Origin of the sequence: Ramlibacter sp. MMS24-I3-19, from assembly GCF_050320135.1 — a bacterium.
In the GTDB taxonomy this organism is placed as follows: Bacteria; Pseudomonadota; Gammaproteobacteria; order Burkholderiales; family Burkholderiaceae_C; genus Ramlibacter.
The window spans coordinates 1,300,799-1,323,683 of record NZ_CP190017.1; the positions used below are offsets into that span (position 1 = coordinate 1,300,799).

At 69.6% G+C, this 22,885-nt stretch carries 22 protein-coding genes and 1 pseudogene; 16 read left to right on the forward strand and 7 right to left on the reverse strand.

Annotation, left to right across the window (positions count from 1 at the left end; translation table 11 throughout):
- The first annotated feature begins 6 nt into the window (after nucleotides 1–6).
- The 10 genes from ACPWT1_RS06415 (at nucleotide 7) to ACPWT1_RS06460 (ending at nucleotide 10,002) form a co-directional block, all read left to right on the forward strand.
- Nucleotides 7–1,185: an isovaleryl-CoA dehydrogenase gene (locus tag ACPWT1_RS06415; protein WP_427914545.1), complete on the forward strand. Its 1,179-nt coding sequence runs from the start codon at nucleotides 7–9 to the stop codon at nucleotides 1,183–1,185.
- A 35-nt stretch (nucleotides 1,186–1,220) separates the two neighbouring features.
- Entirely contained in the window at nucleotides 1,221–1,754 is a 534-nt protein-coding gene (locus tag ACPWT1_RS06420) for a GNAT family N-acetyltransferase (protein WP_427914546.1), read from the forward strand.
- Entirely contained in the window at nucleotides 1,751–2,404 is a 654-nt protein-coding gene (gene can / locus ACPWT1_RS06425) for a carbonate dehydratase (protein WP_427914547.1), read from the forward strand. Before ACPWT1_RS06420 ends, can begins: the two co-directional genes overlap by 4 nt.
- Before the next feature lies 1 nt (nucleotide 2,405).
- Complete coding sequence (gene aceK, locus ACPWT1_RS06430) at nucleotides 2,406–4,217, forward strand: bifunctional isocitrate dehydrogenase kinase/phosphatase (protein WP_427914548.1); 1,812 nt, start codon at nucleotides 2,406–2,408, stop codon at nucleotides 4,215–4,217.
- Between the two features lie 83 nt (nucleotides 4,218–4,300).
- Nucleotides 4,301–5,482, forward strand: a complete 1,182-nt coding sequence (locus ACPWT1_RS06435; protein ID WP_427914549.1) for an acetyl-CoA C-acyltransferase — start codon at nucleotides 4,301–4,303, stop codon at nucleotides 5,480–5,482.
- 95 nt (nucleotides 5,483–5,577) lie between these two features.
- Entirely contained in the window at nucleotides 5,578–6,246 is a 669-nt protein-coding gene (locus ACPWT1_RS06440; RefSeq protein WP_427914550.1) for an SDR family oxidoreductase, read from the forward strand.
- A gap of 61 nt (nucleotides 6,247–6,307) precedes the next feature.
- Entirely contained in the window at nucleotides 6,308–7,624 is a 1,317-nt protein-coding gene (locus ACPWT1_RS06445; protein ID WP_427914551.1) for a glutamate carboxypeptidase, read from the forward strand.
- Between the two features lie 7 nt (nucleotides 7,625–7,631).
- Entirely contained in the window at nucleotides 7,632–8,762 is a 1,131-nt protein-coding gene (locus ACPWT1_RS06450; protein WP_427914552.1) for an acyl-CoA dehydrogenase family protein, read from the forward strand.
- Nucleotides 8,759–9,166, forward strand: a complete 408-nt coding sequence (locus tag ACPWT1_RS06455; protein ID WP_427914553.1) for a YchJ family protein — start codon at nucleotides 8,759–8,761, stop codon at nucleotides 9,164–9,166. Before ACPWT1_RS06450 ends, ACPWT1_RS06455 begins: the two co-directional genes overlap by 4 nt.
- Nucleotides 9,163–10,002 (forward strand): metallophosphoesterase, encoded by an 840-nt coding sequence (locus ACPWT1_RS06460; RefSeq protein WP_427914554.1) that lies wholly within the window; start codon nucleotides 9,163–9,165, stop codon nucleotides 10,000–10,002. Before ACPWT1_RS06455 ends, ACPWT1_RS06460 begins: the two co-directional genes overlap by 4 nt.
- A 15-nt stretch (nucleotides 10,003–10,017) precedes the next feature.
- On the opposite strand, the gene ACPWT1_RS06465 is transcribed toward ACPWT1_RS06460, so the two are convergent.
- Nucleotides 10,018–10,635, reverse strand: coding sequence for an adenylate/guanylate cyclase domain-containing protein (locus tag ACPWT1_RS06465; protein WP_427914555.1), 618 nt, complete (start codon nucleotides 10,633–10,635; stop codon nucleotides 10,018–10,020).
- Nucleotides 10,636–10,725: 90 nt separating this feature from the next.
- Here ACPWT1_RS06465 and ACPWT1_RS06470 point away from each other — a divergent pair, with 90 nt between their 5' ends.
- On the forward strand, nucleotides 10,726–11,403 hold the full coding sequence (locus ACPWT1_RS06470; RefSeq protein WP_427914556.1) for an HAD family hydrolase: 678 nt from the start codon (nucleotides 10,726–10,728) through the stop codon (nucleotides 11,401–11,403).
- Nucleotides 11,404–11,409: 6 nt separating this feature from the next.
- Here ACPWT1_RS06470 and ACPWT1_RS06475 read toward each other — a convergent pair whose 3' ends face one another.
- Entirely contained in the window at nucleotides 11,410–12,825 is a 1,416-nt protein-coding gene (locus ACPWT1_RS06475; RefSeq protein WP_427914557.1) for a sensor histidine kinase, read from the reverse strand.
- Nucleotides 12,822–13,511 carry a response regulator transcription factor gene (locus ACPWT1_RS06480; RefSeq protein ID WP_427914558.1) on the reverse strand — a complete coding sequence of 230 codons (690 nt, stop codon included), beginning with the start codon at nucleotides 13,509–13,511 and terminating at the stop codon, nucleotides 12,822–12,824. The genes ACPWT1_RS06475 and ACPWT1_RS06480 overlap by 4 nt, the downstream gene beginning before the upstream one ends.
- A 144-nt stretch (nucleotides 13,512–13,655) precedes the next feature.
- Between ACPWT1_RS06480 and ACPWT1_RS06485 the strand changes: the two genes are divergently transcribed.
- The 4 genes and pseudogenes from ACPWT1_RS06485 to ACPWT1_RS06500 all read left to right on the forward strand — a co-directional run bounded on the left by ACPWT1_RS06485 (nucleotide 13,656) and on the right by ACPWT1_RS06500 (nucleotide 17,120).
- A complete protein-coding gene (locus ACPWT1_RS06485; protein ID WP_427914559.1) occupies nucleotides 13,656–14,144 on the forward strand; it encodes a tripartite tricarboxylate transporter TctB family protein in 489 nt (162 codons plus the stop codon).
- A gap of 15 nt (nucleotides 14,145–14,159) precedes the next feature.
- Nucleotides 14,160–15,670, forward strand: a pseudogene (locus tag ACPWT1_RS06490) (tripartite tricarboxylate transporter permease).
- A gap of 135 nt (nucleotides 15,671–15,805) precedes the next feature.
- The gene (locus ACPWT1_RS06495) at nucleotides 15,806–16,510 is read left to right on the forward strand and encodes a TerC family protein (RefSeq protein WP_427914560.1); all 705 of its coding nucleotides are present in this window, start codon (nucleotides 15,806–15,808) and stop codon (nucleotides 16,508–16,510) included.
- A gap of 97 nt (nucleotides 16,511–16,607) precedes the next feature.
- Nucleotides 16,608–17,120 (forward strand): GXWXG domain-containing protein, encoded by a 513-nt coding sequence (locus ACPWT1_RS06500; protein WP_427914561.1) that lies wholly within the window; start codon nucleotides 16,608–16,610, stop codon nucleotides 17,118–17,120.
- Nucleotides 17,121–17,130: 10 nt separating this feature from the next.
- Here the strand turns inward: ACPWT1_RS06500 and ACPWT1_RS06505 are convergent, their stop codons facing one another.
- Nucleotides 17,131–18,174, reverse strand: coding sequence for an aldo/keto reductase (locus ACPWT1_RS06505; RefSeq protein ID WP_427914562.1), 1,044 nt, complete (start codon nucleotides 18,172–18,174; stop codon nucleotides 17,131–17,133).
- 121 nt (nucleotides 18,175–18,295) lie between these two features.
- On the opposite strand from ACPWT1_RS06505, the gene ACPWT1_RS06510 reads away from it, so the two are divergent.
- Nucleotides 18,296–19,543 carry a cation:proton antiporter gene (locus ACPWT1_RS06510; RefSeq protein WP_427914563.1) on the forward strand — a complete coding sequence of 416 codons (1,248 nt, stop codon included), beginning with the start codon at nucleotides 18,296–18,298 and terminating at the stop codon, nucleotides 19,541–19,543.
- A 6-nt stretch (nucleotides 19,544–19,549) separates the two neighbouring features.
- Here ACPWT1_RS06510 and ACPWT1_RS06515 read toward each other — a convergent pair whose 3' ends face one another.
- The 3 genes from ACPWT1_RS06515 to ACPWT1_RS06525 all read right to left on the reverse strand — a co-directional run bounded on the left by ACPWT1_RS06515 (nucleotide 19,550) and on the right by ACPWT1_RS06525 (nucleotide 22,885).
- Nucleotides 19,550–20,833: an NRAMP family divalent metal transporter gene (locus ACPWT1_RS06515; RefSeq protein WP_427914564.1), complete on the reverse strand. Its 1,284-nt coding sequence runs from the start codon at nucleotides 20,831–20,833 to the stop codon at nucleotides 19,550–19,552.
- 109 nt (nucleotides 20,834–20,942) lie between these two features.
- Entirely contained in the window at nucleotides 20,943–22,286 is a 1,344-nt protein-coding gene (locus ACPWT1_RS06520) for a hypothetical protein (protein ID WP_427914565.1), read from the reverse strand.
- Between the two features lie 119 nt (nucleotides 22,287–22,405).
- Nucleotides 22,406–22,885: a Mut7-C RNAse domain-containing protein gene (locus tag ACPWT1_RS06525; RefSeq protein ID WP_427914566.1), complete on the reverse strand. Its 480-nt coding sequence runs from the start codon at nucleotides 22,883–22,885 to the stop codon at nucleotides 22,406–22,408.

Sequence of the window (22,885 nt, forward strand, 5' to 3'; positions counted from 1 at the left end):
GACTCCATGACCCTTCCAGGCCTGAACTTCCAGCTCGGCGAGGACATCGACGCGCTGCGCGAAGCCGTGCGCGCCTTCGCCGACAGTGAGATCGCGCCGCGCGCGGCGGAGATCGACCGCAGCGACCAGTTCCCGATGGACCTGTGGCGCAAGATGGGCGAGCTCGGCGTGCTGGGCATCACGGTGCCCGAGGCGTACGGCGGCGCCAACATGGGCTACCTCGCGCACATGGTGGCGATGGAGGAGATCTCGCGCGCGTCGGCCTCCGTGGGGCTCTCGTACGGCGCGCACTCCAACCTGTGCGTCAACCAGATCAAGCGCAACGGCACCGAGGCGCAGCGCAGGAAGTACCTGCCGAAGCTGATTTCCGGCGAGCACGTCGGCGCGCTCGCGATGAGCGAGCCCGGCGCGGGCAGCGACGTCATCTCGATGAAGCTCAAGGCGCAGGACAAGGGCGGCTACTACCTCCTCAACGGCAGCAAGATGTGGATCACCAACGGCCCCGATGCCGACACGCTGGTGGTCTATGCCAAGACGGAGCCCGAGCTGGGGGCGCGTGGCGTGACGGCGTTCCTCGTCGAGAAGGGCATGAAGGGCTTCTCCATCGCGCAGAAGCTCGACAAGCTGGGCATGCGCGGCAGCCACACCGGCGAGCTGGTGTTCCAGGATGTCGAGGTGCCGGCCGAGAACGTGCTGGGCTCGCTCAATGGCGGCGCGAAGGTGCTGATGTCCGGCCTCGATTACGAGCGCGCGGTGCTCGCGGCCGGGCCCATCGGGATCATGCAGGCCGTGATGGACAACGTCATTCCGTACATCCACGACCGCAAGCAGTTCGGCCAGAGCATCGGCGAGTTCCAGCTGATCCAGGGCAAGGTCGCCGACATGTACACCGTGCTGCAGGCCGCGCGCGCCTTCTGCTACACCGTGGGCAAGAACCTCGACATGCTGGGCAGCGAACACGTGCGCCAGGTGCGCAAGGACTGCGCCTCGGTGATCCTGTGGTGCGCCGAGAAGGCCACCTGGATGGCCGGCGAGGGCATCCAGGTGTTCGGCGGCAACGGCTACATCAACGACTACCCGCTCGGGCGACTCTGGCGTGACGCGAAGCTCTACGAAATCGGCGCGGGCACGTCGGAGATCCGTCGCATGCTGATCGGTCGCGAGCTGTTCGCGGAGACCATGTGAGCCTCGCGCCGACCACGTTGGCCGGCACGCGTTGCGTGCTGCGCGCCCTGCAGCCGGCCGATGCGCCGTCGCTGCAGCGCCATGCCGACGACGAGGCGGTGTGGCGCAACCTGTTCGAGGGCTTCCCGCGCCCATACACCCTTGCGGACGCGCAGGCCTGGTGCGGTGGCGCATGGCGGGAAGTGGGCGAGGTCTGGGGCATCGCCGTGCAGGATCACGTGGTCGGCTGCATCAGCGTTCGCAGAGACGCGGGCTGGCTGCGCTGCAATGCCGAGGTGGGCTACTGGATCGGCCAGGCATTCTGGCGCCGCGGCATCGGCTCCGAGGCGCTGGGGCTGGTCAGCGACTGGGCCTTCGCGAACAAGCCCGAACTCAGCCGCCTCTACGCCCCGATCTTCGCGTGGAACGAGGGATCGCAGGGCGTGGCGCGAGCCAGCGGCTACGTCCTCGAGGGCCGCATGCCACAGAGCGCGATCAAGGCGGGCCGCGTCATCGATCGCGTGACTTACGCGCGGTACCGGACGGACGCGCCCTTCGAGACCGCAGCCGGAACGACAATCCACCCATGACAACGATCCACGACCTCTTCGAACACAACCGGGCCTGGGCGGCCGAGATGGAACGCACGCGGCCGGGCTTCTTCGGCGGCCTGGTCAAGCAGCAGCGACCCAAGTTCATGTGGATCGGCTGCAGCGACAGCCGCGTGCCGGCCAACCAGATCACCGGCCTCGAGCCGGGCGAGGTGTTCGTGCACCGCAACGTCGCCAATGTGGTGGTGCACTCCGACCTGAATGCGCTGTCCACGATCCAGTTCGCGGTCGACATGCTCAAGGTGGAGCACATCATGGTGGTCGGCCACTATGGTTGCGGCGGCGTGCTCGCCGCGCTGAACAACACGCGTGTCGGTCTCGCGGACAACTGGATCCGCCACATCCAGGACGTGCGTGACCGCCACAAGCCGCTGCTGGAAAGCCTGCCCGAGGCGCAGCGCGGCGATGCCCTGGTGGACCTCAACGCCATCGAGCAGGTGGTCAACATCGGCGTCAGCACCGTGATGGTCGATGCGTGGGCCAAGGGGCAGAAGGTCACGGTGCATGCCTGGGCGTTCGGCGTGCATGACGGCCTGCTGCAGGACCTGGGCATGTCGGTGTCCAGTCCGGAGGCGCTCGAGGCGCTGTACCCGGCAGCCGTGGCGAGGGCGGTGAACAGCCGTCGCTGAGATGTCCCCGCAGCGGCTCGACTCGACGCTGGCCTTCGACATCGCGCAGGCGATGCTCGATGGCTTCAACCGGCACTACCGGTTGTTCCGGCACGAGTCCGCGGCCGCCAAGCAGCGGTTCGAGCAGGCCGACTGGCACGGACAGCAGCGCGCCCAGCGCGATCGCATCGCGTTCTACGACACGCGCGTGAAGGAGGCCGTGCAGCGGCTGGAGCAGGAATTCCGGGCCGGCGAACAGCCGATGGAGCTGTGGCACGAGGCCAAGCTGCACTACATCGGCCTCCTGATCGAGCACCACCAGCCGGAGTGCGCCGAGACCTTCTTCAACTCGGTCACCACCAAGATCCTGCACCGCACGTACTTCCACAACGACTTCATCTTCGTGCGGCCGGCGGTCTCCACCGAGTTCATCGAGAACGACGAGCCCGCCGCCACGCCCACCTACCGCGCCTACTACCCGACGCGCGAGACGCTGCACGCGAACATCGTGCGCATCGTCACCAACTTCCAGCTGAAGCGCGAGTTCGACGACCTGGAGCGCGACGCCCGGCGCGTGCTCGACGCGATGAACGCGCGGCTGGCGCACGTCAAGCTGCGCGCCAACTTCCAGATCCAGGTGCTGTCGTCCCTGTTCTTCCGCAACAAGGGCGCGTACGTGGTGGGCAAGCTGATCAACGGCTTCAACGAGGTGCCGTTCGCGCTGCCGATCCTGCACGACGACGCGGGCAAGCTCGTGATCGATGCGTGCCTGTTCGGCGAGGACGAGCTGCTGATGCTGTTCTCCTTCGCGCGCGCCTACTTCATGGTGGACATGGAGATCCCGGCGGCGTACGTGCAGTTCCTGCGCACGCTGATGCCGCGCAAGCCGCGCGGCGAAATCTACAGCTCGCTCGGCCTGGCCAAGCAGGGCAAGACGCTGTTCTACCGCGACTTCCTGTACCACCAGAAGCACTCGAGCGACAAGTTCCGCATCGCGCCCGGCATCAAGGGCATGGTGATGCTGGTGTTCGACCTGCCCTCGTTCCCGTACGTGTTCAAGGTGATCAAGGACCACTACCCGCCGCAGAAGGACACCACGCGCGAGCAGATCAAGGGCAAGTACCTGCTGGTCAAGCAGCACGACCGCGTGGGCCGCATGGCCGACACGCTGGAGTACAGCCAGGTGGCGTTCGCGCGCGACCGCTTCGAGGACAGCCTGATCGACGAGATCCGCCAGCACTGCCCCAGCCAGCTGGTGGTCGGCGACCGCGATGGCGACGGCCACGAGGAGGTGGTGATCAGGCACCTGTACATCGAGCGCCGCATGATCCCGCTGAACATCTACCTGGCCGAGGCGTTCGACGCGCTGGAGCACGGCGACGCCACCATGGCCGCCGCGGCGCGCGTGCAGATCGAGCGTGCCGTGGTGGACTACGGCAACGCCATCAAGGACCTGGTCGCCGCCAACATCTTTCCCGGCGACATGCTGTGGAAGAACTTCGGCGTGACGCGCAACGGCAAGGTGGTCTTCTACGACTACGACGAGATCGAGTACGTCAGCGACTGCAACTTCCGCCAGGTGCCCGCCGCGCGCAACGAGGAAGACGAGATGTCGGGCGAGGTCTGGTACCGCGTTGGCCCGCGCGACGTGTTCCCCGAGACCTTCGGCCCCTTCCTGCTGGGCAATCCCACGGTGCGCGAGGTGTTCATGCGCCACCACGCCGACCTGCTCGATCCGACGTTCTGGCAGCAGCACAAGGAACGCATCCGCGCCGGCCACGTGCACGACGTGTTCCCGTACGACCACGAGAAGCGCTTCGAGCACCATGCCTGAGCCACGCCATCCCAAGACCCCGCGCCGCACCGGCCAGCGCCGCTGCGGCACCATTCCATCCCAGAGATCTCAAGGAGCACACCATGTCTGAAGCCGTCGTCATCGTCAGCGCCGCACGCACCCCGATGGGCGCGTTCCAGGGCGACTTTTCCACCCTCGCCGCGCACGACCTCGGCGGCGCCGCGATCAAGGCCGCCGTCGAGCGCGCCGGCATCTCCGCCGATGCGGTCGGCGAAGTCCTGTTCGGCAACTGCCTGATGGCCGGACAAGGCCAGGCGCCGGCGCGGCAGGCCGCGTTCAAGGGCGGGCTGCCCAAGAGCGCCGGCGCCGTCACGCTGTCCAAGATGTGCGGCTCCGGCATGAAGGCCGCGATGTTCGCGCACGACATGCTGCTGGCCGGAACGCACGAGGTGATGGTCGCCGGTGGCATGGAGAGCATGACCAATGCGCCCTACCTGCTGCTCAAGGGCCGCGGTGGCTACCGCATGGGCCACGACAAGGTCTACGACCACATGATGCTGGACGGCCTGGAGGACGCCTACGAGCCGGGCCGCGCGATGGGCACCTTCGGCGAGGACTGCGCGGCGAAGTACAAGTTCAGCCGCGAGGCGCAGGACGCGTTTGCCATCGCGTCGGTCACGCGTGCGCAGAAGGCCACCGAGTCGGGCGCGTTCGCGAAGGAGATCACGCCGGTCACCGTCAAGACGCGCGCCGGCGAGTCGGTGATCAGCAAGGACGAGGGCCCGGGCAAGGTGAAGCTGGACAAGATCGCCACGCTGCGGCCCGCATTCAAGAAGGACGGCACCATCACCGCCGCTTCGTCCTCCTCGATCAACGACGGCGCCGCGGCCCTGGTCATGATGACCGAGAGCACCGCGAACCGCCTGGGCTGCAAGCCGCTCGCGCGCATCGTGTCGCATGCGATGCATGCGCAGGAGCCGGAGTGGTTCACCACCGCGCCGGTGGGCGCCACGCAGAAGGCGCTGCAGAAGGCGGGCTGGAAGGTGGCCGACGTCGACCTGTGGGAAGTGAACGAAGCGTTCGCGGTGGTGCCGATGGCCTTGATGGAGGAGCTGAAGGTGTCGCACGACATCGTCAACGTCAACGGCGGCGCCTGCGCGCTGGGCCACCCGATCGGCGCCTCGGGCGCCCGCATCATGGTCACCCTGATCCACGCCCTGCAGGCCCGCGGCGGCAAGCGCGGCGTCGCCACGCTGTGCATCGGCGGCGGTGAGGGGACCGCGGTGGCGCTCGAGCTGCTGTAAAGCGGACAGCCGAACGCGAAAGACGCGAAAGGGCGCGAAAGACGCAAAAGGAATCGTTGATTTCTCTTTCGCGTTCTTGTCTTCTCTCTGCACCCATGGCAACCATCCTGATCCTCGGCGCCTCGCGTGGCATCGGCCACGAGTTCGTGCGCCAGTACCGCGCGGCGGGTGACCGCGTCATCGCCACTGCGCGCACCCCCGAGGGCCTGCAGGCCATCGAGGCGCTCGGGGCCAAGGCGCTGAAGGTCGACGTCGCCGATCCGGCGTCGGTCAGTGGCCTGTCGTGGCAGCTCGATGGCGAGAAGGTCGATGTGGCCGTCTACGTCGCCGGCGTGTACAGCACGGCCGGCGCCACCGAGCCGCCCACGCAGCAGGACTTCGACCGCGTGATGCGCACCAACGTGCTGGGCGCGATGCAGGCGATTCCGCAGGTCGGCCCGCTGGTCGAAGCAGCGGGCGGTCGCTTCGTCTTCATCACCAGCGGCATGGCCCACATCGCCGGCACCTCCTCCAGCTTCGGCTGGCTGTACAAGGCCAGCAAGGCGGCGCTGAACATGGTGGTGAAGGCGGCGTCCAGCGACTACCCCGGCGCGACCTTCCTCGCCATGAGCCCTGGCTGGGTGAAGACCGACATGGGCGGCCCCGGCGCGCCGCTCACGGTCGACCAGAGCGTGGCCAGCATGCGCAAGGCCATCGCGGCGGCCGGCAAGCGCCAGAGCGGCGCCTTCCTCGATCACGACGGCACCGCCTTCAAGGGCTGGTAGCCACACGGCGCCTCAGCGGCGCTTCACAATCGGGGTCCTTTCACACCCGAAGAGACAACGCATGTCGTTCACGTTTGCCCGTTCCACCCTGTCGATCGCGCTTGGCCTGGCACTCGCTGCCTGCGCTTCCGGACCGCAGGGCGGCTCCACCGCTGCAGCCCCGACGCCGGTCGCGGCACCGGCAGCACCGGTTGCACCCGCTGCGCAGCCCGATGCCGCGCTCATGGCCGCCGCCACCGCGGCGCAGCCGGAGGTGGTGAAGACGCTGGAGCGGCTGGTCAACATCGAGACCGGCACCGGCAACGCCGAGGGCATGAGCGCGATGGAGCAGCTGCTCGAAGGCGAGCTGAAGTCGCTCGGCGCCACTGTCACGCGCCATCCGGCCGTGGCCGGCGTGGTGGGCGAGAACCTCGTGGGCCGCATCCAGGGCCGTGGCGGCCGCAAGCTGCTGCTGATCGGGCACATGGACACCGTCTACGTGAAGGGCACGCTGGCCAAGGCGCCGTTCCGCGTCGAGGGCAACCGAGCCTACGGCCCCGGCATCGCCGACGACAAGGGCGGCGTGGCCACCATCCTGCACACGCTGAAGCTGCTGAAGGCGCGCAACTGGCAGGACTTCGGCCAGATCACGGTGATGTTCAACACCGACGAGGAGCGCGGCTCGTTCGGATCGCGCGACCTGATCCAGAAGCTCGCGGGCGAGAACGATGCCGTGCTGTCGTTCGAACCGACCGGCGCGCAATCAGAAGACCTCACGCTCGGCACCGCCGGCATCGTCTACTACAAGGTGGCCGTCAAGGGCCTCGCCTCGCATGCCGGCGCTGCGCCCGAGCTCGGCGTCAACGCGCTGGTGGAGGCCTCGGACATCGTGCTGCGCACGATGGACCTGGACGACAAGTCGCGCGACCTGCGCTTCAACTGGACGGTCGGCAAGAGCGGCCAGGTGCCCAACATCATTCCCGACGAAGCGCAGCTCGAAGCGAACATCCGCTACGCGCGGCGTGAAGACCTGGACGGCCTGCTCAAGACCCTCGACGAGCGCATCCAGGGCCACAAGAAGCTGCCCAAGAGTGTCGTCAGCATCACGCCCACCTTCGGCCGCCCGGCGTTCAACGCCAACGCCGAAGGCCGCGCGATGGTGCAGCGCGCGCAGGCGATCTACCGCGAGGTCGGCGGCAACGTGAAGGTGGTCGAGCGCACCGGCGGCGGCACCGATGCCGCGTATGCGGCGCTCTCCGGCAAGCCGGTGATCGAGAGTCTGGGCCTGCCCGGCTTCGGCTACCACAGCAACCAGGCCGAGTACGTGCAGATCGACGCCATCCCCCGCCGCCTGTACCTTGCCAGCCGCTTGGTGATGGAACTGGGCGCCCGCCGCTGAACGCACGATGCTCCTCACCCCCGACCAGGAAATGATCCGCGACGCCGTGCGGGCGTTCGCGCAGGACCAGCTGTGGCCGCATGCGGCGCGCTGGGACAAGGAGCATGTGTTCCCGCGCGAGGCGCATCGGGGCCTGGCGGCGTTGGGGGCTTACGGCATCTGCGTGCCGGACACCTACGGGGGTGCGGGGCTGGACTACGTGACGCTGGCGCTGGTGCTGGAGGAGATCGCCGCCGGCGACGGCGGCACCAGCACCGCGATCAGCGTCACCAACTGCCCGGTCAATGCGATCCTGATGCGCTATGGCAGCGAGGCCCAGAAGAAGCGCTGGCTGGCACCGCTGGCGCAGGGCGAACTGCTCGGCGCCTTCTGCCTCACCGAGCCCCACGTGGGCAGCGATGCCGCCGCGTTGCGCACGACCGCCACGCGCGAGGGCGGCGACTACGTGCTGAATGGCGTCAAGCAGTTCATCACCAGCGGCAAGAACGGGCAGCTCGCGATCGTCATCGCCGTCACCGACAAGGGTGCCGGCAAGAAGGGCATGAGCGCCTTCCTCGTGCCCACCGAGACGCCCGGCTACGTGGTCGCGCGGCTGGAGGACAAGGTCGGCCAGCATTCCAGCGACACCGCGCAGATCAACTTCGACAACTGCCGCATCCCTGCCGACCACCGCATCGGCGAGGAAGGCGAGGGCTACCGCATCGCGCTGTCGGCGCTGGAAGGCGGCCGCATCGGCATCGCCGCCCAGAGCCTGGGCATGGCGCGCAGCGCGTTCGAGGTGGCGCTCGCGTATGCCAAGGATCGCCAGAGCTTCGGCAAGCCGATCTTCGAGCACCAGGCGGTGGGGTTCCGGCTCGCCGATTGCGCCACCCAGCTCGAAGCAGCGCGGCAATTGATCTGGCACGCGGCCACGCTGCGTGACGCGGGGCTGCCGTGCCTGAAGGAAGCGGCGATGGCCAAGCTGTTCGCCAGCGAGATGGCCGAGCGCGTGTGCAGCGCCGCCATCCAGACGCTCGGTGGCTACGGCTACGTCAGCGACTTTCCGGTCGAGCGCATCTGGCGCGATGTGCGCGTGTGCCAGATCTACGAGGGCACGTCCGACGTGCAGAAGATCCTCATCCAGCGCGCGCTGGCGTGACGCCGCCTGCCTGTCCGTGCGGCCGCGCCGATGCGCGCGGACGTCCCCGCGCGCTCGCGCAGTGCTGCGGACCGCTGCTTGCCGGCCAGCCCGCGCCCGATGCCGAGTTGCTCATGCGTTCGCGCTACACCGCGTACGTGCTGGGCGACGTGGCCTACCTGCGCGCCAGCTGGGATCCGGCGACCTGTCCTGCCGACGTGATGCCGGATGCGGCGACGAAGTGGCTGGGCCTCGAGGTGCGCGATCACCGCCTGATCGACGCGGACCATGCCGAGGTGGAGTTCGTGGCCCGCTACCGCATCCAGGGCCGGGGCGGCCGCCTGCACGAGCGCAGCCGCTTCCGGCGCGATGCGCAGGGGCGCTGGCTGTACGTCGACGGCAGCTTCCCGCAGGGCGGCCCTTGAAGCGCGCGTTCCGCATCGTCCTGTTGCTGGTGCTGCTGCTCACCGTCTGGTCGGTCGGCATCGAGCCGCGCTGGGTGGCCGCGCGCCGCATCGAGCACAAGGTGTCCGGATGGCAGCGGCCGCCGTTGAAAGTGGCGGTGGCCAGCGACTGGCACATCAGCAACCACGCGCTCTGGCGCGTGATGACGCGGGCGCGCGCCGAACACATCGTCGACGCCATCAACGCAGCGCAGCCGGACGTCGTGCTGCTGCCCGGCGACTTCATCAGCGGCGTCGGCGATCCGGCCGCACGTGGCGAGCCCGATGGCGAGGAGATCGCCGCGATCCTGGGCCGGCTGCGCGCGCCGCTCGGGGTCTATGCCGTCATGGGCAACCACGACTGGTGGGGCGGCAAGGTGCCGCAGTTCCGCGCGGCGCTGGAGCGACGCGGCATCCGCGTGCTGGAGAACAGTGCACGGCCCATCGACGCGGGGCTGTGGGTCGCCGGCGTGGGCGACGTGCAGACGGGGCACTCGCGGCCGGTCCTTGCGATGGCGCAGGTGCCGTTGCAGGCCGACGCGCTGGTGCTGATGCACGACCCGGGCAGCCTGGTGGAGATGCCGCCGGTGCATGGGCTCGCGGTCGCGGGGCACACGCATGGCGGGCAGGTGGCGCTGCCGTTCCTCGGTGCGGTGCTCAAGCCGCCGCGGCTGCCGCGCTCCTGGTCATACGGCTGGGTGGACCATGGCGGCGTGCAGGCGTGGGTGACCAGCGGCCTGGGCGTGAGCATCCTGCCGGTGCGGTTTTGGCGCCGGCCCGAATGGGTGCTGTTCGTGATCGACGCCGCCGTCGGCTGACGCGGCGCGGCGGATTCAGAGCGAGGCGGTTGCCGCGCCGCGCTCGAAGGCAACGCACTCGATGGCCTCGGGGAACCCCGGCACGGCCACAGGGCCCATCGGCCGCAGGGCCGCGGCCGGCAGTTGCGCGGTGTCATGCGTGGACGTCGTCGTCATCACCTCGCCGGCACCGGCCATCGCGCACAGGCGTGCCGCCAGGTGCACGGTGGCGCCGACCACGTCGTAGTGGCGCTCGCCCGGCGTCTCCGGCCCGACGAAGCCGGCCAGCACCGGGCCGTCGGCCACGCCGATGCCGAATGGCAGCCCCGGCTCGCGCTCGCACGTGCGGGCCAGCGCCAGCGCGCAGCGCAGGGCCAGCGACGAGCGGCCCATGCCGCGGAACACCGCCATCAGCCCGTCGCCGGTGTACTTGATGACGTCGCCCTCGAAGCCGCGCACGCATTCGGCCTGCGCGCTCAACGACGTGTTCAGCAGCCGGAAGTACTCGCGCGGTGTCGTGCGCGTGACCAGGTCCGACGAGCCGCGCATGTCGGTGAACAGCACGGCCGCCTCGAACAGGTCTTCCCCGCCGCCGGCATCGGGCGGACAGGCCGCAGGCACGGCGGCGCAGTCGATCAGCGAGGAGGGGTGCATGGCGTGGCAGGAGGCGTCGGCATGCTAGCGGCATTCGCCCACGCCGTGTGGCTCAGCGGCGCGGTCCTCGCTTGGTACGATGCCCGCCCCATGCCTGCCACTCCCCGATTCGAGGCCGTCCTGTTCGATTGCGACGGCGTGCTCGTCGACAGCGAACCCATCACCAATGGCGTGCTGCGCGACATGCTGCAGGAGGCAGGCTGGACGCTCACGCCAGCCGAATGCATGCGCCTGTTCATCGGCAAGGCGGTGAAGGACGAACGCGCGCTGATCGAGGCGCACACCGGCCGGCCGCTCACCGAGGAATGGATGGTGCAGTTCCGCGAACGGCGCAACCTGCGGCTGGAGCGCGAAGTGCGCGCGATCGCCGGCGCGCCGGAGGCGGTCGAACGCGTGCATGCGACCTACGCGGGGCGCATCGCCTGCGCCAGCGGCGCCGACCGTTTCAAGGTCGAACTGCAGCTGGCCCGGTGCGGCCTGGACCGCTTCTTCCAGGGGCGCATCTTTAGCGGGCACGAGATGCCCCGCTCCAAGCCCGCGCCCGACGTGTACCTGGCGGCCGCGAAGGCGCTCGGGGTGGACCCGCGCCGCTGCGCGGTGGTGGAGGACACCGTGCCCGGTGCCAGCGCCGGCGTCGCGGCCGGCGCGACGGTGTTCGGCTACAGCCCGCCCGAGGCCGGCCACGATGCGCCGGCTGCGCTGCGGGCCGTCGGCGCCGTGCAGATCTTCACCGACATGCGCGAGTTGCCGGCGCTGCTGGCCGGCTGAAGGCGCTCACGCCGCCGCGCTGCCCGCCTGCACGGCCGCGGCGGAGAAGTGGATGGCGCAGACCCAGCCGCGCCCGTCGGGGCCGCTGCCCAGTGCCATGTGCGCATCCATCAGCGTGGCGTACTGCGCCACGAGCGCCAGCCCGAGGCCCGCGCCCTGGCCCAGCAAGTGGCCCAGCTGGCCCTGCGCACCGCGCTGCACCAGCTGCTCCTGCAACTCCGGCGGCACGCCCGCGCCGTTGTCCTGCACCGAGAGCACGACTTCCCCCGGCCGCTGCTCGATGGCCACGGTGACGGTGGAGGGCTGGCCTTCGGCAGCCGCGCCGTAGCGCAGCGCGTTGTCCAGCAGGTTGGTGAGGATGCCGTCGACCAGCGTCGGGTCGGCCCGCACGAAGCAGGGACTGTCGATGCCCACCGCACCGAGGTCCACGCCCGCGGCGTCGGCACGCGGCAGCATGCGCAGCACGGCATCGCGCACGAGCGCGTCCAGCGCCACCGGCTCCATCTTCAGTCCTGCTTCGGCCTCGAGCGCGAGCGCCAGGTCCAGCAGCTGGTCGACCAGGCGGCTCGCGCGGGCCTGGCTGGTGGCGATGCGCTTGAGCTGTTCGCGCCACGACTGCGGGTCCGACTGCGACAGCCCGTAGTCGGCCAGCGCGCGGATGCCGGCCAGCGGCGTGCGCAGCTCGTGGGCCACGTTGCCCGCGAACTCGCGTTGCGCGCGCACGCTGCGCTCCAGGCGCGCGAGCAGGGCGTTCAGGGCGGCCGCCAGCGTCACGACGTCGTGCGTGGTGGCGTCGACGTGGATCGCGGCCAGGTCGTTGGCGCTGCGGCGACCCAGCGCCACCTGCAGCTGGGCCAGGGGCTGCAGGTCACCCTGGATCGCGCGGCGCAGCCACCAGCCCAGCACCAGCAGCAGCAGCAGTTGCGGCGCCAGCGAGAACAGGATCAGCCGCTGCAGTGCGGCGCTGCGCCCGAGCGTGGTCTCGGCGACGACGACGTCGAAGGGGACCGGTTCCATGCGATGCAGGATCACGCCGCGCAGGTGCAGGCCATTGAGCACCACGTCCTGGAAGCGGTGCGTGCCGCCCGGCGCCACCGGCGGCAGCCGCAGGTCCTTGACGCCGGCCACGAGCGTGCCGTCGGGTTGCATCACGCTGAAGTACGTGGTCTCGACCTGGTCGAACAGCACGCGGTTCACCTCGCGTGTCGTCAGGGCGAGCTCGAGGCCGCCGCCGTGCGTCTGCACGTTGCTGGCGATCAGCGCCGCGTCGTCCAGCAGCGAGCGGTCGAAGGCGCGCTGGGTGAAGTAGTAGGCGATGCCGGCGGAGACGGCGGTGCCGGCGCCCCAGGTCAGGGCCAGCGGAACGAGCACATGGCGAAGCAGCCGCGAGGCAAGCCGCGGCGGGTTCGCGTTGGGCTTCAAGTCTCCGCCTCGAGCAGGTAGCCCAGGCCGCGCAGCGTGCGGATGCGCACGCCGCTGCCCACCAGCTTCTTGCGCAGGCGCGAGATGAAGGCCTCGAGCGCGTTGTCGCCCAGGTAGTCGTCCAGGTCCGAGAGCTTGTCGGCCATCTCGCGCTTGCTCACCACGCGGCCCGCGGGCGTCATCAGTTCCCACAGCACCTCGAACTCACGCGCGGGCAGCTCCAGCGGCTGCGCATGCACGCTGAAGCGGCGGTTCTGGCGATCCAGCGCGAGGCCGCCCACCACGACCTGGTCCTGCGTGCCCATGGTGCGGCGCACGAGCGCGCGCAGGCGGGCTTCGACCTCGGCGAGGTCGAAGGGCTTGCCCAGGTAGTCGTCGGCGCCTGCATTCAGGCCCGCGATGCGCTCGTCGGTGCGGTTGCGCGCGGTGAGGATCAGCACCGGGGTGCGGTCGCCGCGCGCGCGGGCGGCACGCAGCGTGGTGAGCCCGCTGCCGAGCCCGCTGCGGGGGCTGCTGTTGTGCGGCAGGTTGAGGTCGAGCAGCACGGCGTCGAACCCCGGCATCTGCCAGAGCTGGTCGGCTTCCTCCAGCGTGCCGGCCACGTCGACCCGGTGGCCCGCGTCGCGCAGGCTGCGAACCATCACGTCGCGCAGCACCACGTCGTCTTCGATCAGCAGGATTCGCATGCGCCGGTGTACCTCCCTCGCCTGGGGCCATGCTACGCACTTTCACCAACCCTTCCGGTCAGCCACAGGTCAGGCTGCGACGAACCTAATGCCCGAGGGCAGCCGGTGGGGATACGCACGGCTGTCCGCTTCACGAGGACAGGCATGAGGATCAAGAGCCAGAAAGATTTCTTCGCAGGACTCATGTTCTGCATCGTCGGCGCCGGGTTCGGCATCGGCTCCACCACCTACAACATCGGCGAGGGCGCCCGTATGGGCCCCGGCTACTTCCCGATGATGCTGGGCATCGTGCTCGCGCTGCTTGGCGCGTTCATCGTGTTCGAGGCCCTCGTGGTCGAGACCGAGGACGGCGAGAAGATCGGCAAGTGGGCCTGGAAGCCGCTGGTGTTCGTCATCGGCGCCAACCTTGCGTTCGGCGTTCTGCTGGGCGGCCTGCCCTCCATCGGCCTGCCGGCGATGGGCATGATCGTCGCGATCTACGCGCTCACCATCATCTCCAGCATGGCCGGCAACGAGTTCGCCTGGAAGGGCGTGCTGGTCCTGGCCACCATCCTGGCCATCGGCAGCTACGTCGCATTCATCTGGCTGCTGAAGCTGCAGATCCAGGTGTGGCCCACCTTCATTTCCGGCTGAGCCCAGGAACACATCATGGATCTCATTTCCAACCTGGCAACCGGCTTCGGCGTCGCGGTCACGCCTGTCAACCTGCTGTACGCCTTCATCGGCTGCGTGCTCGGCACGCTGATCGGCGTGCTGCCCGGCATCGGCCCGGTGGCCACCATCGCGATGCTGCTGCCCGCCACCTACGCGCTGCCTCCCGTGTCGGCGCTGATCATGCTGGCCGGCATCTACTACGGCGCGCAGTACGGCGGATCGACCACCGCCATCCTGGTGAACCTGCCCGGTGAGTCGTCGTCGGTCGTCACATGCATCGACGGCTACCAGATGGCGCGCCAGGGCCGTGCGGGCCCGGCGCTCGCCGCCGCGGGCATCGGCTCGTTCTTCGCCGGCTGCGTCGGCACGCTGATCCTGGCGGCCTTCGCCGCGCCGCTGACGGAAGTCGCGTTCAAGTTCGGCCCGGCCGAATACTTCTCGCTGATGATCCTGGGCCTGATCGGCGCCGTGGTGCTGGCGTCCGGCTCTCTGGTCAAGGCCATCGCGATGATCGTGCTGGGCCTGCTGCTGGGCCTGGTGGGCACCGACGTCAACTCCGGCGTCGCGCGCTTCTCGTTCGACATCCCCGAACTCACCGACGGCATCGGCTTCGTGACGATCGCCATGGGCGTGTTCGGCTACGGCGAGATCATCAGCAACCTGGCGCAGCCGGACGACCAGCGCGAGGTGTTCACCGCCAAGGTGCAGGGCCTGTTCCCGACCAAGGACGACTTCAAGGCGATGGCGCCCGCCATGCTGCGCGGCACCGCGCTCGGTTCCGCGCTGGGCATCCTGCCCGGCGGCGGCGCGCTGCTGGCGGCCTTCGCGGCCTACACGCTGGAGAAGAAGGTCGCCATCCGCCCAGGCGAGATCCCGTTCGGCAAGGGCAACATCCGCGGCGTGGCCGCGCCCGAGTCGGCCAACAACGCCGGCGCGCAGACCTCGTTCATCCCGCTGCTGACGCTGGGCATCCCGCCCAACGCCGTGATGGCGCTGATGGTCGGCGCGATGACCATCCACAACATCCAGCCGGTCCGCAGGTGATGACCAGCAACCCGCAGCTGTTCTGGGGCCTGATCGTCTCGATGTGGATCGGCAACCTGATGCTGGTGATCCTGAACCTGCCGCTGATCGGCATGTGGATCAAGCTGCTCACGGTGCCCTACAGGTACCTGTTCCCGGCCATCGTGCTGTTCTGCGCCATCGGCGTGTACTCGACCAACAACAACACGTTCGACATCTGGATGGTGGGCGCCTTCGGCATCATCGGGTACCTGTTCACCAAGCTCGGATGCGAGCCGGCGCCGCTGCTGCTCGGCTTCATCCTGGGGCCGATGATGGAAGAGAACCTGCGGCGCGCACTGCTGCTGTCGCGCGGCGACTGGGCGGTGCTCGTCACCCGTCCGCTGTCCGCCAGCCTGCTGGCGGCCGCCCTCGCACTCATCGTGATCGTGGCGCTGCCCTCGATCAAGGCCAAGCGCGAGGAAGCGTTCGTCGAGGACTGAACTCCGCGGCGCAACACGAAAGGCGCGGCCCTGCCGCGCCTTTTTCATTTGTAGTTCCACGTAGAAGGCGGCCCGACGGCGCGGTGTAAGCTCGCCGTTTTCACGGGCCGGGGCCCCGCAGGACAAGGAGACACGATGGGCGTGGTGATGACACCCGATTTCTGGATCGATCTGCTGAAGATCATCATGATCAACATCGTCCTGAGCGGCGACAACGCGGTGGTGATTGCCCTGGCATCGCGCTCGCTGCCCGCACAGCAGCAGAAGCAGGCCATCATCTTCGGCAGTGTCGGCGCCATCGTGCTGCGGATCATCCTGACGTTCTTCGCGGTGGTGCTGCTCGAGCAGCCCTACCTGAAGCTGGTCGGCGCGGCGCTGCTGCTGTGGATCGGCATCGGCCTGCTCAAGGGCGACGACGACGACGGCGAACTCGAAGGCCACTCCAACCTGATCGCCGCCATCCGCACCATCGTCGTCGCCGACCTGGTGATGAGCCTGGACAACGTGATTGGCGTGGCCGCTGCGGCCAAGGGCAACCTGCTGCTGCTGGTGCTGGGCCTGGTCATCAGCATCCCGCTGATCATCTTCGGCAGCACGCTGATCCTGAAGCTGATGAACCGCTTCCCGATCATCATCACCGCGGGTGCGGCGCTGCTGGGCTGGGTCGCCGGCGAGATGGCGATCTCCGATCCCGCGGTCAAGACCTGGTTCGGCGACATCGGCGAGCACCACATCGCCCACTGGCTGGTGCCGGCGCTCGGTGCCGTGATCGTGGTGGTCGTCGGCAAGTGGCTGGCCTCGCGCGGCGCGGAAGGCGACGAGAAGGCCGCGGCCAGTTGACGCTGTCCACGTGCTGATCGAAGCCGGGCATCGCCCGGCTTTTTTTTGCCTCTGCACTCAGGGTCGGCGACGCCGTCGACACGCCATGATGGCGGCCGTGCCCGCCTTTCTCACCACGCAGCAAGCGCTCGCCCTCTTCGACGGCTTGCCCGCCGTGCCGCTGCAAGCTGCACAGGGCGCCTGGCGCGGTGAAGGGATGCACACGGGCCATCCGCTCGATGGCCTGCTGGAGGCCTGCCACTGGCACGGCAAGCGCATCGACGGACCGGAGCACGTGCATCCGCTCGTGTTCGACACGCTTTCGGGTGGCACGGTGTGCGTGCGGCCGGCCGGCGTGCGGCTCGGCATCGCTGCCGTGTTGCGGTTCCCCGCGTTGAAGTCGCGATCAGTCGGCCGCGTGGTGCAGGCGCTCCTGCCGCTGCTGGCCACGCGCCGGTCGCAGGCACGGCTGCGCATGGTGGAGACCCGCAGCCGCAGCAGCGCGACCATCGTGTACGACAGGCTGCCGATCCACGACGCCCTGCGGCAGGAGGACGCGAACACCCTGCTGGGCCTGATGGACCTCAAGGGCCTGGACCAGCCCCTCTTCTTCCGATTGCGACGCGAGTGATGGCGCCCGGCTAGCGCTGCGCCTGCTGCAACTGCTTGCGGCGGGTCTCACCCTGCCGCTCGTGCATCCAGCCCGGGTACTCGGGCGGCAGGTGGCTCGCGGCGTCGATGCTGGCCAGCTCCTCGGCCGACAGGCGCACGTCGGCGGCCTTCAGGTTGTCGGCCAGCTGCTCGGGCCGCTTGGCCCCGACGATCACGCTCGTGACCTGCGGCTGGTGCAGCAGCCAGGCCAGCGCGACCTGCGCCACCGAGACCCCGCGCGCCTGCGCGATCGGCCGCATCGCATCGACAACGTTCCACGCGCGGTCCTTGTTCACCGGCGGGAAGTCGAAGGCGACGCGGCGGCTCCCGGCCTCGGCCTGCTGCTCGCGTCCGTACTTGCCCGACAGCAGCCCGCCCGCGAGCGGGCTCCACACCATCAGGCCCAGGCCTTCGCTGCGCAGCATCGGCACGATCTCCCGCTCGAGATCGCGCCCCGCCACCGTGTAGTACGCCTGCAGCGATTCGAAGCGGGCCAGGCCCAGCCGCTCGGCGATGCCCAGCGCCTTCACGATCTGCCACGCGGCCCAGTTGGACACGCCGACATAGCGCACATGGCCGTGCCGCACCAGCTGGTCGAGCGCGCGCACCGTCTCCTCGATCGGCGTGGCCGGATCGAAGCCGTGGATCTGGTACAGGTCGATGTGGTCCAGCTGCAGGCGCCGCAGGCTGGCCTTCACGCCATCGAGGATGTGGCTGCGCGTCGCCCCGCGCATGTTGGGCGAAGGTCCGGTCTCGCCGAACACCTTGGTCGCCACCACGACCTGCTCGCGCGGCACCTTCAGGTTGCGCAGTGCCTGGCCGGTGATCTGCTCGGACACGCCGCCCGCGTACACGTCGGCGGTGTCGATGAAGTTCACGCCCGCATCGAGCGCCTGCCCCACCAGGCGCTCGGCCTCGGCCTGCTGCAGCTTGCCGATCTGCCCCCACATGCCGTCGCTGCCGCCGAAGGTCATGGTGCCGAGGCACAGCTCGGAGACGAACAGGCCGGTGCGGCCGAGCGGGGTGTAGCGCATGGAGACTCCTGGGCGAAGGGACGCGATGCTAGTCGGATTCGCGCGGGGCTGCCTGCCGGGCTGCGTCGCGGCCCACGGCGAGCGGCCATCCACCGAGAATGTCCGTCCCCGTGGGAGCGGCATGTCCCTGTTCGAACTCGTCGGCGTCCTGTTCACCGTGGTGGCCGTGCTCGGCTACCTCAACCACCGCTACATCGGCCTGCCCGACACGATCGGCATCACCGCGACGGGCCTGGTCGCATCGCTATTGCTCGCCTGGCTCGGCCGCCACGTGCCGGGCGCGACCGCGTGGGCTTCGGCCCTCGTGGGCCGGCTGGACCTGCCCGAGGTGGTGTTCCATGGCCTGCTCAGCGTGCTGCTGTTCGCCGGCAGCCTGCATGTCGACATCGGCGACCTCGCGCGGCAGCGCCTGCCGGTGCTGGTGCTGGCCACCGTCGGCGTGGTGCTCTCGACCGTGTTCGTCGGCGGTGCGACGTGGTGGGTGCTGCAGGCGCTCGGCACGCCGGTGGCGCTGGTCTGGTGCCTGGTGTTCGGGGCCCTGATCTCGCCGACCGACCCGATCGCGGTGCTGGGCATCCTGAAGACGGCGGGCGTGCCCAGGGCGCTGGAGGTCGACATCGCCGGCGAGAGCCTGTTCAACGACGGCACCGGCGTGGTGGCCTTCCTCACGATCCTCGGCATCGCGACCGGGACCGCCGAGGCGTCGGTGCCTGCGGTCGCGCTGCTGCTCGCGCGCGAGGTCGCCGGCGCGATCGTCGTGGGGCTGGCGATCGGCTACGTCGCGTTCTTCATGCTGCGCGCGGTCGACAGCTACCCGGTCGAGATCCTGATCACGCTGGCGCTGGCCACCGGCGGCTACAGCCTCGCGGAACGCCTGCACGTGTCGGCGCCACTCGCGGTCGTGGTGATGGGGCTGGTGATCGGCAACCACGGTGCACGCAGCGCGATGAGCGCACGCACGCGGCAGCACCTGTTCTCGTTCTGGGAACTGCTCGACGAGGTGCTCAACCTCGTGCTGTTCGGGCTGCTCGGCATCAACCTGCTCGCGCTGGCCGACGCGGAGCTGGGCTCGCCGCTCGCGGCGCTGGCCCTGATCCCGGTCGTGCTCGCGGCGCGCTTCGCCAGCGTGGGGCTGCCCGCGATCGTGGTGCGGCGCCGGCTCGAGCACCGCACGCCGCATGCGGTGAAGGTGCTCACGTGGGGCGGCCTGCGGGGCGGCATCTCGGTGGCACTGGCGCTGTCGCTGCCGCAGTTCGAGGGACGCGACACGCTGGTGATGGCCGCGTACGCGGTCGTCCTCTTCAGCCTGCTGGTGCAGGCGCCGACGCTGGGCTGGTTGCTGCGGCGGCTGCGCATCGCGCGCAGCTGAGCCGTCCTAGACGGACGTCACGCCCAGCGCCGCGACGACGGCGGCCATCGCGGCCGTGGCCAGCCAGCCCAGCCAGCGCAGGCGTCGGCCGATCACGTGCGGTCCCATCACCGAGGTGCGCGTGGCCAGCAGCATCATCACGACCATGATCGGCACCGCGATGACGCCGTTCAGCACCGCCGACCAGAACAGCTCCTTCACCGGGTCGACCGGCGTGAAGCACAGCGCCACGCCGCCCAGCGTGGCGACCGCTATCACGCCATAGAAGCCGCGACCCTGGCCCTGCTCGAGGCGCAGGCTCAGGCTGCCTTCCCAGCCGGCGGCCTCGGCCACCGCGTACGCCGCGGAGCCCGCGAGCACCGGAACCGCCAGCAGGCCGGTGCCGATGATGCCCAGCGCGAACAGCAGGAAGGCCCAGTCGCCGGCCACGGGCCGCAGCGCCTGCGCGGCCTGGGCCGAGGTCTCGATGTCGGTCAGGCCGGCCGCATGCAACGTCGCCGCGGTGGCCAGGATGATGAAGAACGCGATCAGGTTGGAGAACGCCATGCCGATGCGCGTGTCCCACTTGATGCGCCGCAGGTGGTGCCGCACTTCGTTCGCGGTGTGCGGCACGCCCGCTTCCTTGTCCTCGACCTCCTGCGCGGCCTGCCAGAAGAACAGGTAGGGACTGATGGTGGTGCCGAAGACCGCCACCACCATCAGCAGCGTGTCGCGCGTGGCCGCCAGCTGCGGGTTCACGATGCGCAGCGCCACCTCGCGCCACTCCAGGTGCACCATGAAGACGACCGCCACGTAGGCGAGCAGCGCCAGTGTCAGCCACTTGAGCCAGGCGACGTAGCGCTGGTACGGCAGGAACACCTGCAGCACCAGCGTGAACAGGCCGAAGGTGACGGCGTACACATGCGGCGAGCCGCCCAGCAGCAGCCGCAGCGCCTCGGCCATCGCCGCGAAGTCGGCCGCGATGTTCAGCGTGTTGGCCACCAGCAGCAGGCCGATCACCGCCATCAGCACCGGGCGCGGAAAGCTGCGCTTGATGTTGGCGGCCAGGCCATGCCCGGTGACGTAGCCGATGCGCGCGCTGATGTTCTGGATCGACGTCATCAGCGGCAGCGTGAACACCATCGTCCACAGCATCGAGAAGCCGAACTGCGCGCCGGCCTGCGAATAGGTGGCGATGCCGCTCGGATCGTCGTCCGCGACCCCGTGATGAGGCCGGGGCCGAGCTGCCGCAGCGGGTGGAGGTGGAGGCGGGGCGGCGTTTTCATCGCGGGGCTTCTCGTGCGCAGGCATTGTCCCTGCTACGGCTGACCGCCGACGGACGAGGCAACCTTCTGGCGGGCTCAGGACGAACGGGCAGCGAGCGGCGGCGACGTGTCAGGGCGCCGCAGCCGCCGCCCGATCACCAGCTGGCCGCCATCGAGTCGGCGGAGAAGCGCGGGTCGCGCGTCACGTTGCCCATGTCGACGAACTCCATCTGCGACAGCGGGATGGTGGCGAGCTGGCTGAAGGTGCTGGTGTCCCACGCAGCGCTGGGCTCGCCCTGCACGTAGAAGTCCATGCCGATGTCGGCCACGTACAGGCCGTAGCGCTTGGCCGCGGTCGCGATCGCCTTGGCCTGCGTCGTCCAGTTGTCCGGGATCACGAAGTCGGCGCGCAGGCGCAGCAGGGCGCCGAAGGGGATCGAGCCCGCGGTGCTGCCCGCGCTGTGGCGTGCGGGCCAGACGAAGCTGTTGGCGATCGCGGCATCGCGGAACGTGACGCGCAGCGCGTGGCGGATCTCGCCGCTGGAGGCTTCGGCCGCCTTGGCCAGGAACGGGGTGATCGGCAAACCCGCGGCGTCGCCGGAGGTCCAGGTGGACGGGCGCAGCGCCAGCGACTTCAGGTCCCAGGCGGCGGTCGACAGGGCGTACCACTGGCTTCCCAGCTTGTAGGCCGAATAGGCTTCCCACAGGCGGCAGGCGCCCTGCTCGACGACCGCCAGGTGGTGGTCGCCGCACGTGTTGGGATCGTTGCAGGTGCCGCCCTCGTTCAGCACGGTGGCGGTCGGGATGGGGAAGCGCCGGTTGGTTGCCGGCACGGTGCTGCAGCCGCGCGTGAGGGTGTAGCCCGAGCCGTTGGGCACCGCGCAATCGCTCTCGTGCGGCCAGCCCACGGCGGTGCTCACGCCCGACGGGGTGAAGTCGTACTGCAGGGTCGCCCAGTTCGTCGTCGAGGCGGTGCCGTCAACGAGGTTGAACGGGATGCCGTAGTAGTTGTTGCGCTGGGTCGGATCCACGCCGGTCCCCCAGTCGGCACGGAAGGGCGTGGTGCTGCCCACCGAAGCGATCCAGCTCGCGCTGCTGGCCTGCGCCGGAAAGCGCGTGGTGTCGTCGATGCGCGTGTTGAACACGGCCTGGCTCGGGAACATCTCGCAGTCGCCGAGCATCACGGCCGACGAGGCGGTCGCAGCCGCGGTGCTGCTGGTGCCCGTGCCTGCAGGCGTGCCAGTGACTGTCGTGGTGCCGCCGCCCGCCGTCGCGCCGGCGCCTGTGGTCCCGACGGCGCCTGATGTCGCCCCCGCGCCTGTCGGCGTGCTGGCAGCGCTGCTGACCACGCTGCCGTCGGCCGTGGTGCTGGTGCTGCCCGAGCCCACGCTGGGACTCCCGGCGCCGCCACCGCCTCCACCACCGCAAGCACCGAGGCCCACCGCCACCAGCGTGCTCCAGGCAAGCGCGCCGAGCGCAAACCGCTTCGATCCATTCATGTCCGTCCTCCTGCTCGACAGTTGGGAGGGCGGATTCTTGGCCGGGTCGGCAGCTCACAACTGTGTCGGGGTGCAAAGTGGCGCGGCGGGCCTTACAGCCGAGCTGCCGTTTCGAACTGTTACCCCAGCCAGCCCGGCAGGGCGCGATCCAGCGCGTCCCGCATGCGGCGTGCATGGGAGCCGGGCCAGTAGATGCGGCCGCACCCGGGGCAGGCGCGCGCCGCGCCGGGAAGGGCTTGCACGTCGGGTGGCAGCAGGCGCGCGCGGTCGGCGGGATCAAGCGGCGCCGAGAGCGGCGTGTTGCACACCGTGCAGCGCGTGAACAGTTCGTGCGGCGCGGCGAGCTGCAGCTCGCGGACCACGTGCACGAGTTGCGCGAGTGGCTGGTCGTGCGTGATCTCCAGCGCCTGGCGCGGCCGCAGTTCGCGCAGCAGGCCGCGGTCGCGCGTGAGGAGGATGCGGCGCTCGAATTCCGCGAGCCGCACGATCTCGGGATCGGGCAGGGCGGGATCGAGCCGCGTGTCCCAGCCCAGCACGCGGAGCCAGCGCGCGAGGCGCGCCAGCATCGCGTCGGCGGTGAAACGCGGGTCGTCGTCCAC

Excerpts from the sequence above, each read along its gene's own strand:
- ACPWT1_RS06450 (WP_427914552.1), top strand. The coding sequence starts at position 7,632 with ATGCTCCTCACCCCCGACCAGGAAATGATCCGCGACGCCGTGCGGGCG.
- ACPWT1_RS06485 (WP_427914559.1), top strand. The coding sequence starts at position 13,656 with ATGAGGATCAAGAGCCAGAAAGATTTCTTCGCAGGACTCATGTTCTGC.
- ACPWT1_RS06515 (WP_427914564.1), bottom strand. The coding sequence starts at position 20,833 with ATGCCTGCGCACGAGAAGCCCCGCGATGAAAACGCCGCCCCGCCTCCA.
- ACPWT1_RS06480 (WP_427914558.1), bottom strand. The coding sequence starts at position 13,511 with ATGCGAATCCTGCTGATCGAAGACGACGTGGTGCTGCGCGACGTGATG.
- ACPWT1_RS06415 (WP_427914545.1), top strand. The coding sequence starts at position 7 with ATGACCCTTCCAGGCCTGAACTTCCAGCTCGGCGAGGACATCGACGCG.
- ACPWT1_RS06445 (WP_427914551.1), top strand. The coding sequence starts at position 6,308 with ATGTCGTTCACGTTTGCCCGTTCCACCCTGTCGATCGCGCTTGGCCTG.
- ACPWT1_RS06505 (WP_427914562.1), bottom strand. The coding sequence starts at position 18,174 with ATGCGCTACACCCCGCTCGGCCGCACCGGCCTGTTCGTCTCCGAGCTG.
- aceK (WP_427914548.1), top strand. The coding sequence starts at position 2,406 with ATGTCCCCGCAGCGGCTCGACTCGACGCTGGCCTTCGACATCGCGCAG.
- can (WP_427914547.1), top strand. The coding sequence starts at position 1,751 with ATGACAACGATCCACGACCTCTTCGAACACAACCGGGCCTGGGCGGCC.
- ACPWT1_RS06440 (WP_427914550.1), top strand. The coding sequence starts at position 5,578 with ATGGCAACCATCCTGATCCTCGGCGCCTCGCGTGGCATCGGCCACGAG.
- ACPWT1_RS06470 (WP_427914556.1), top strand. The coding sequence starts at position 10,726 with ATGCCTGCCACTCCCCGATTCGAGGCCGTCCTGTTCGATTGCGACGGC.
- ACPWT1_RS06435 (WP_427914549.1), top strand. The coding sequence starts at position 4,301 with ATGTCTGAAGCCGTCGTCATCGTCAGCGCCGCACGCACCCCGATGGGC.
- ACPWT1_RS06495 (WP_427914560.1), top strand. The coding sequence starts at position 15,806 with ATGGGCGTGGTGATGACACCCGATTTCTGGATCGATCTGCTGAAGATC.
- ACPWT1_RS06465 (WP_427914555.1), bottom strand. The coding sequence starts at position 10,635 with ATGCACCCCTCCTCGCTGATCGACTGCGCCGCCGTGCCTGCGGCCTGT.
- ACPWT1_RS06520 (WP_427914565.1), bottom strand. The coding sequence starts at position 22,286 with ATGAATGGATCGAAGCGGTTTGCGCTCGGCGCGCTTGCCTGGAGCACG.
- ACPWT1_RS06510 (WP_427914563.1), top strand. The coding sequence starts at position 18,296 with ATGTCCCTGTTCGAACTCGTCGGCGTCCTGTTCACCGTGGTGGCCGTG.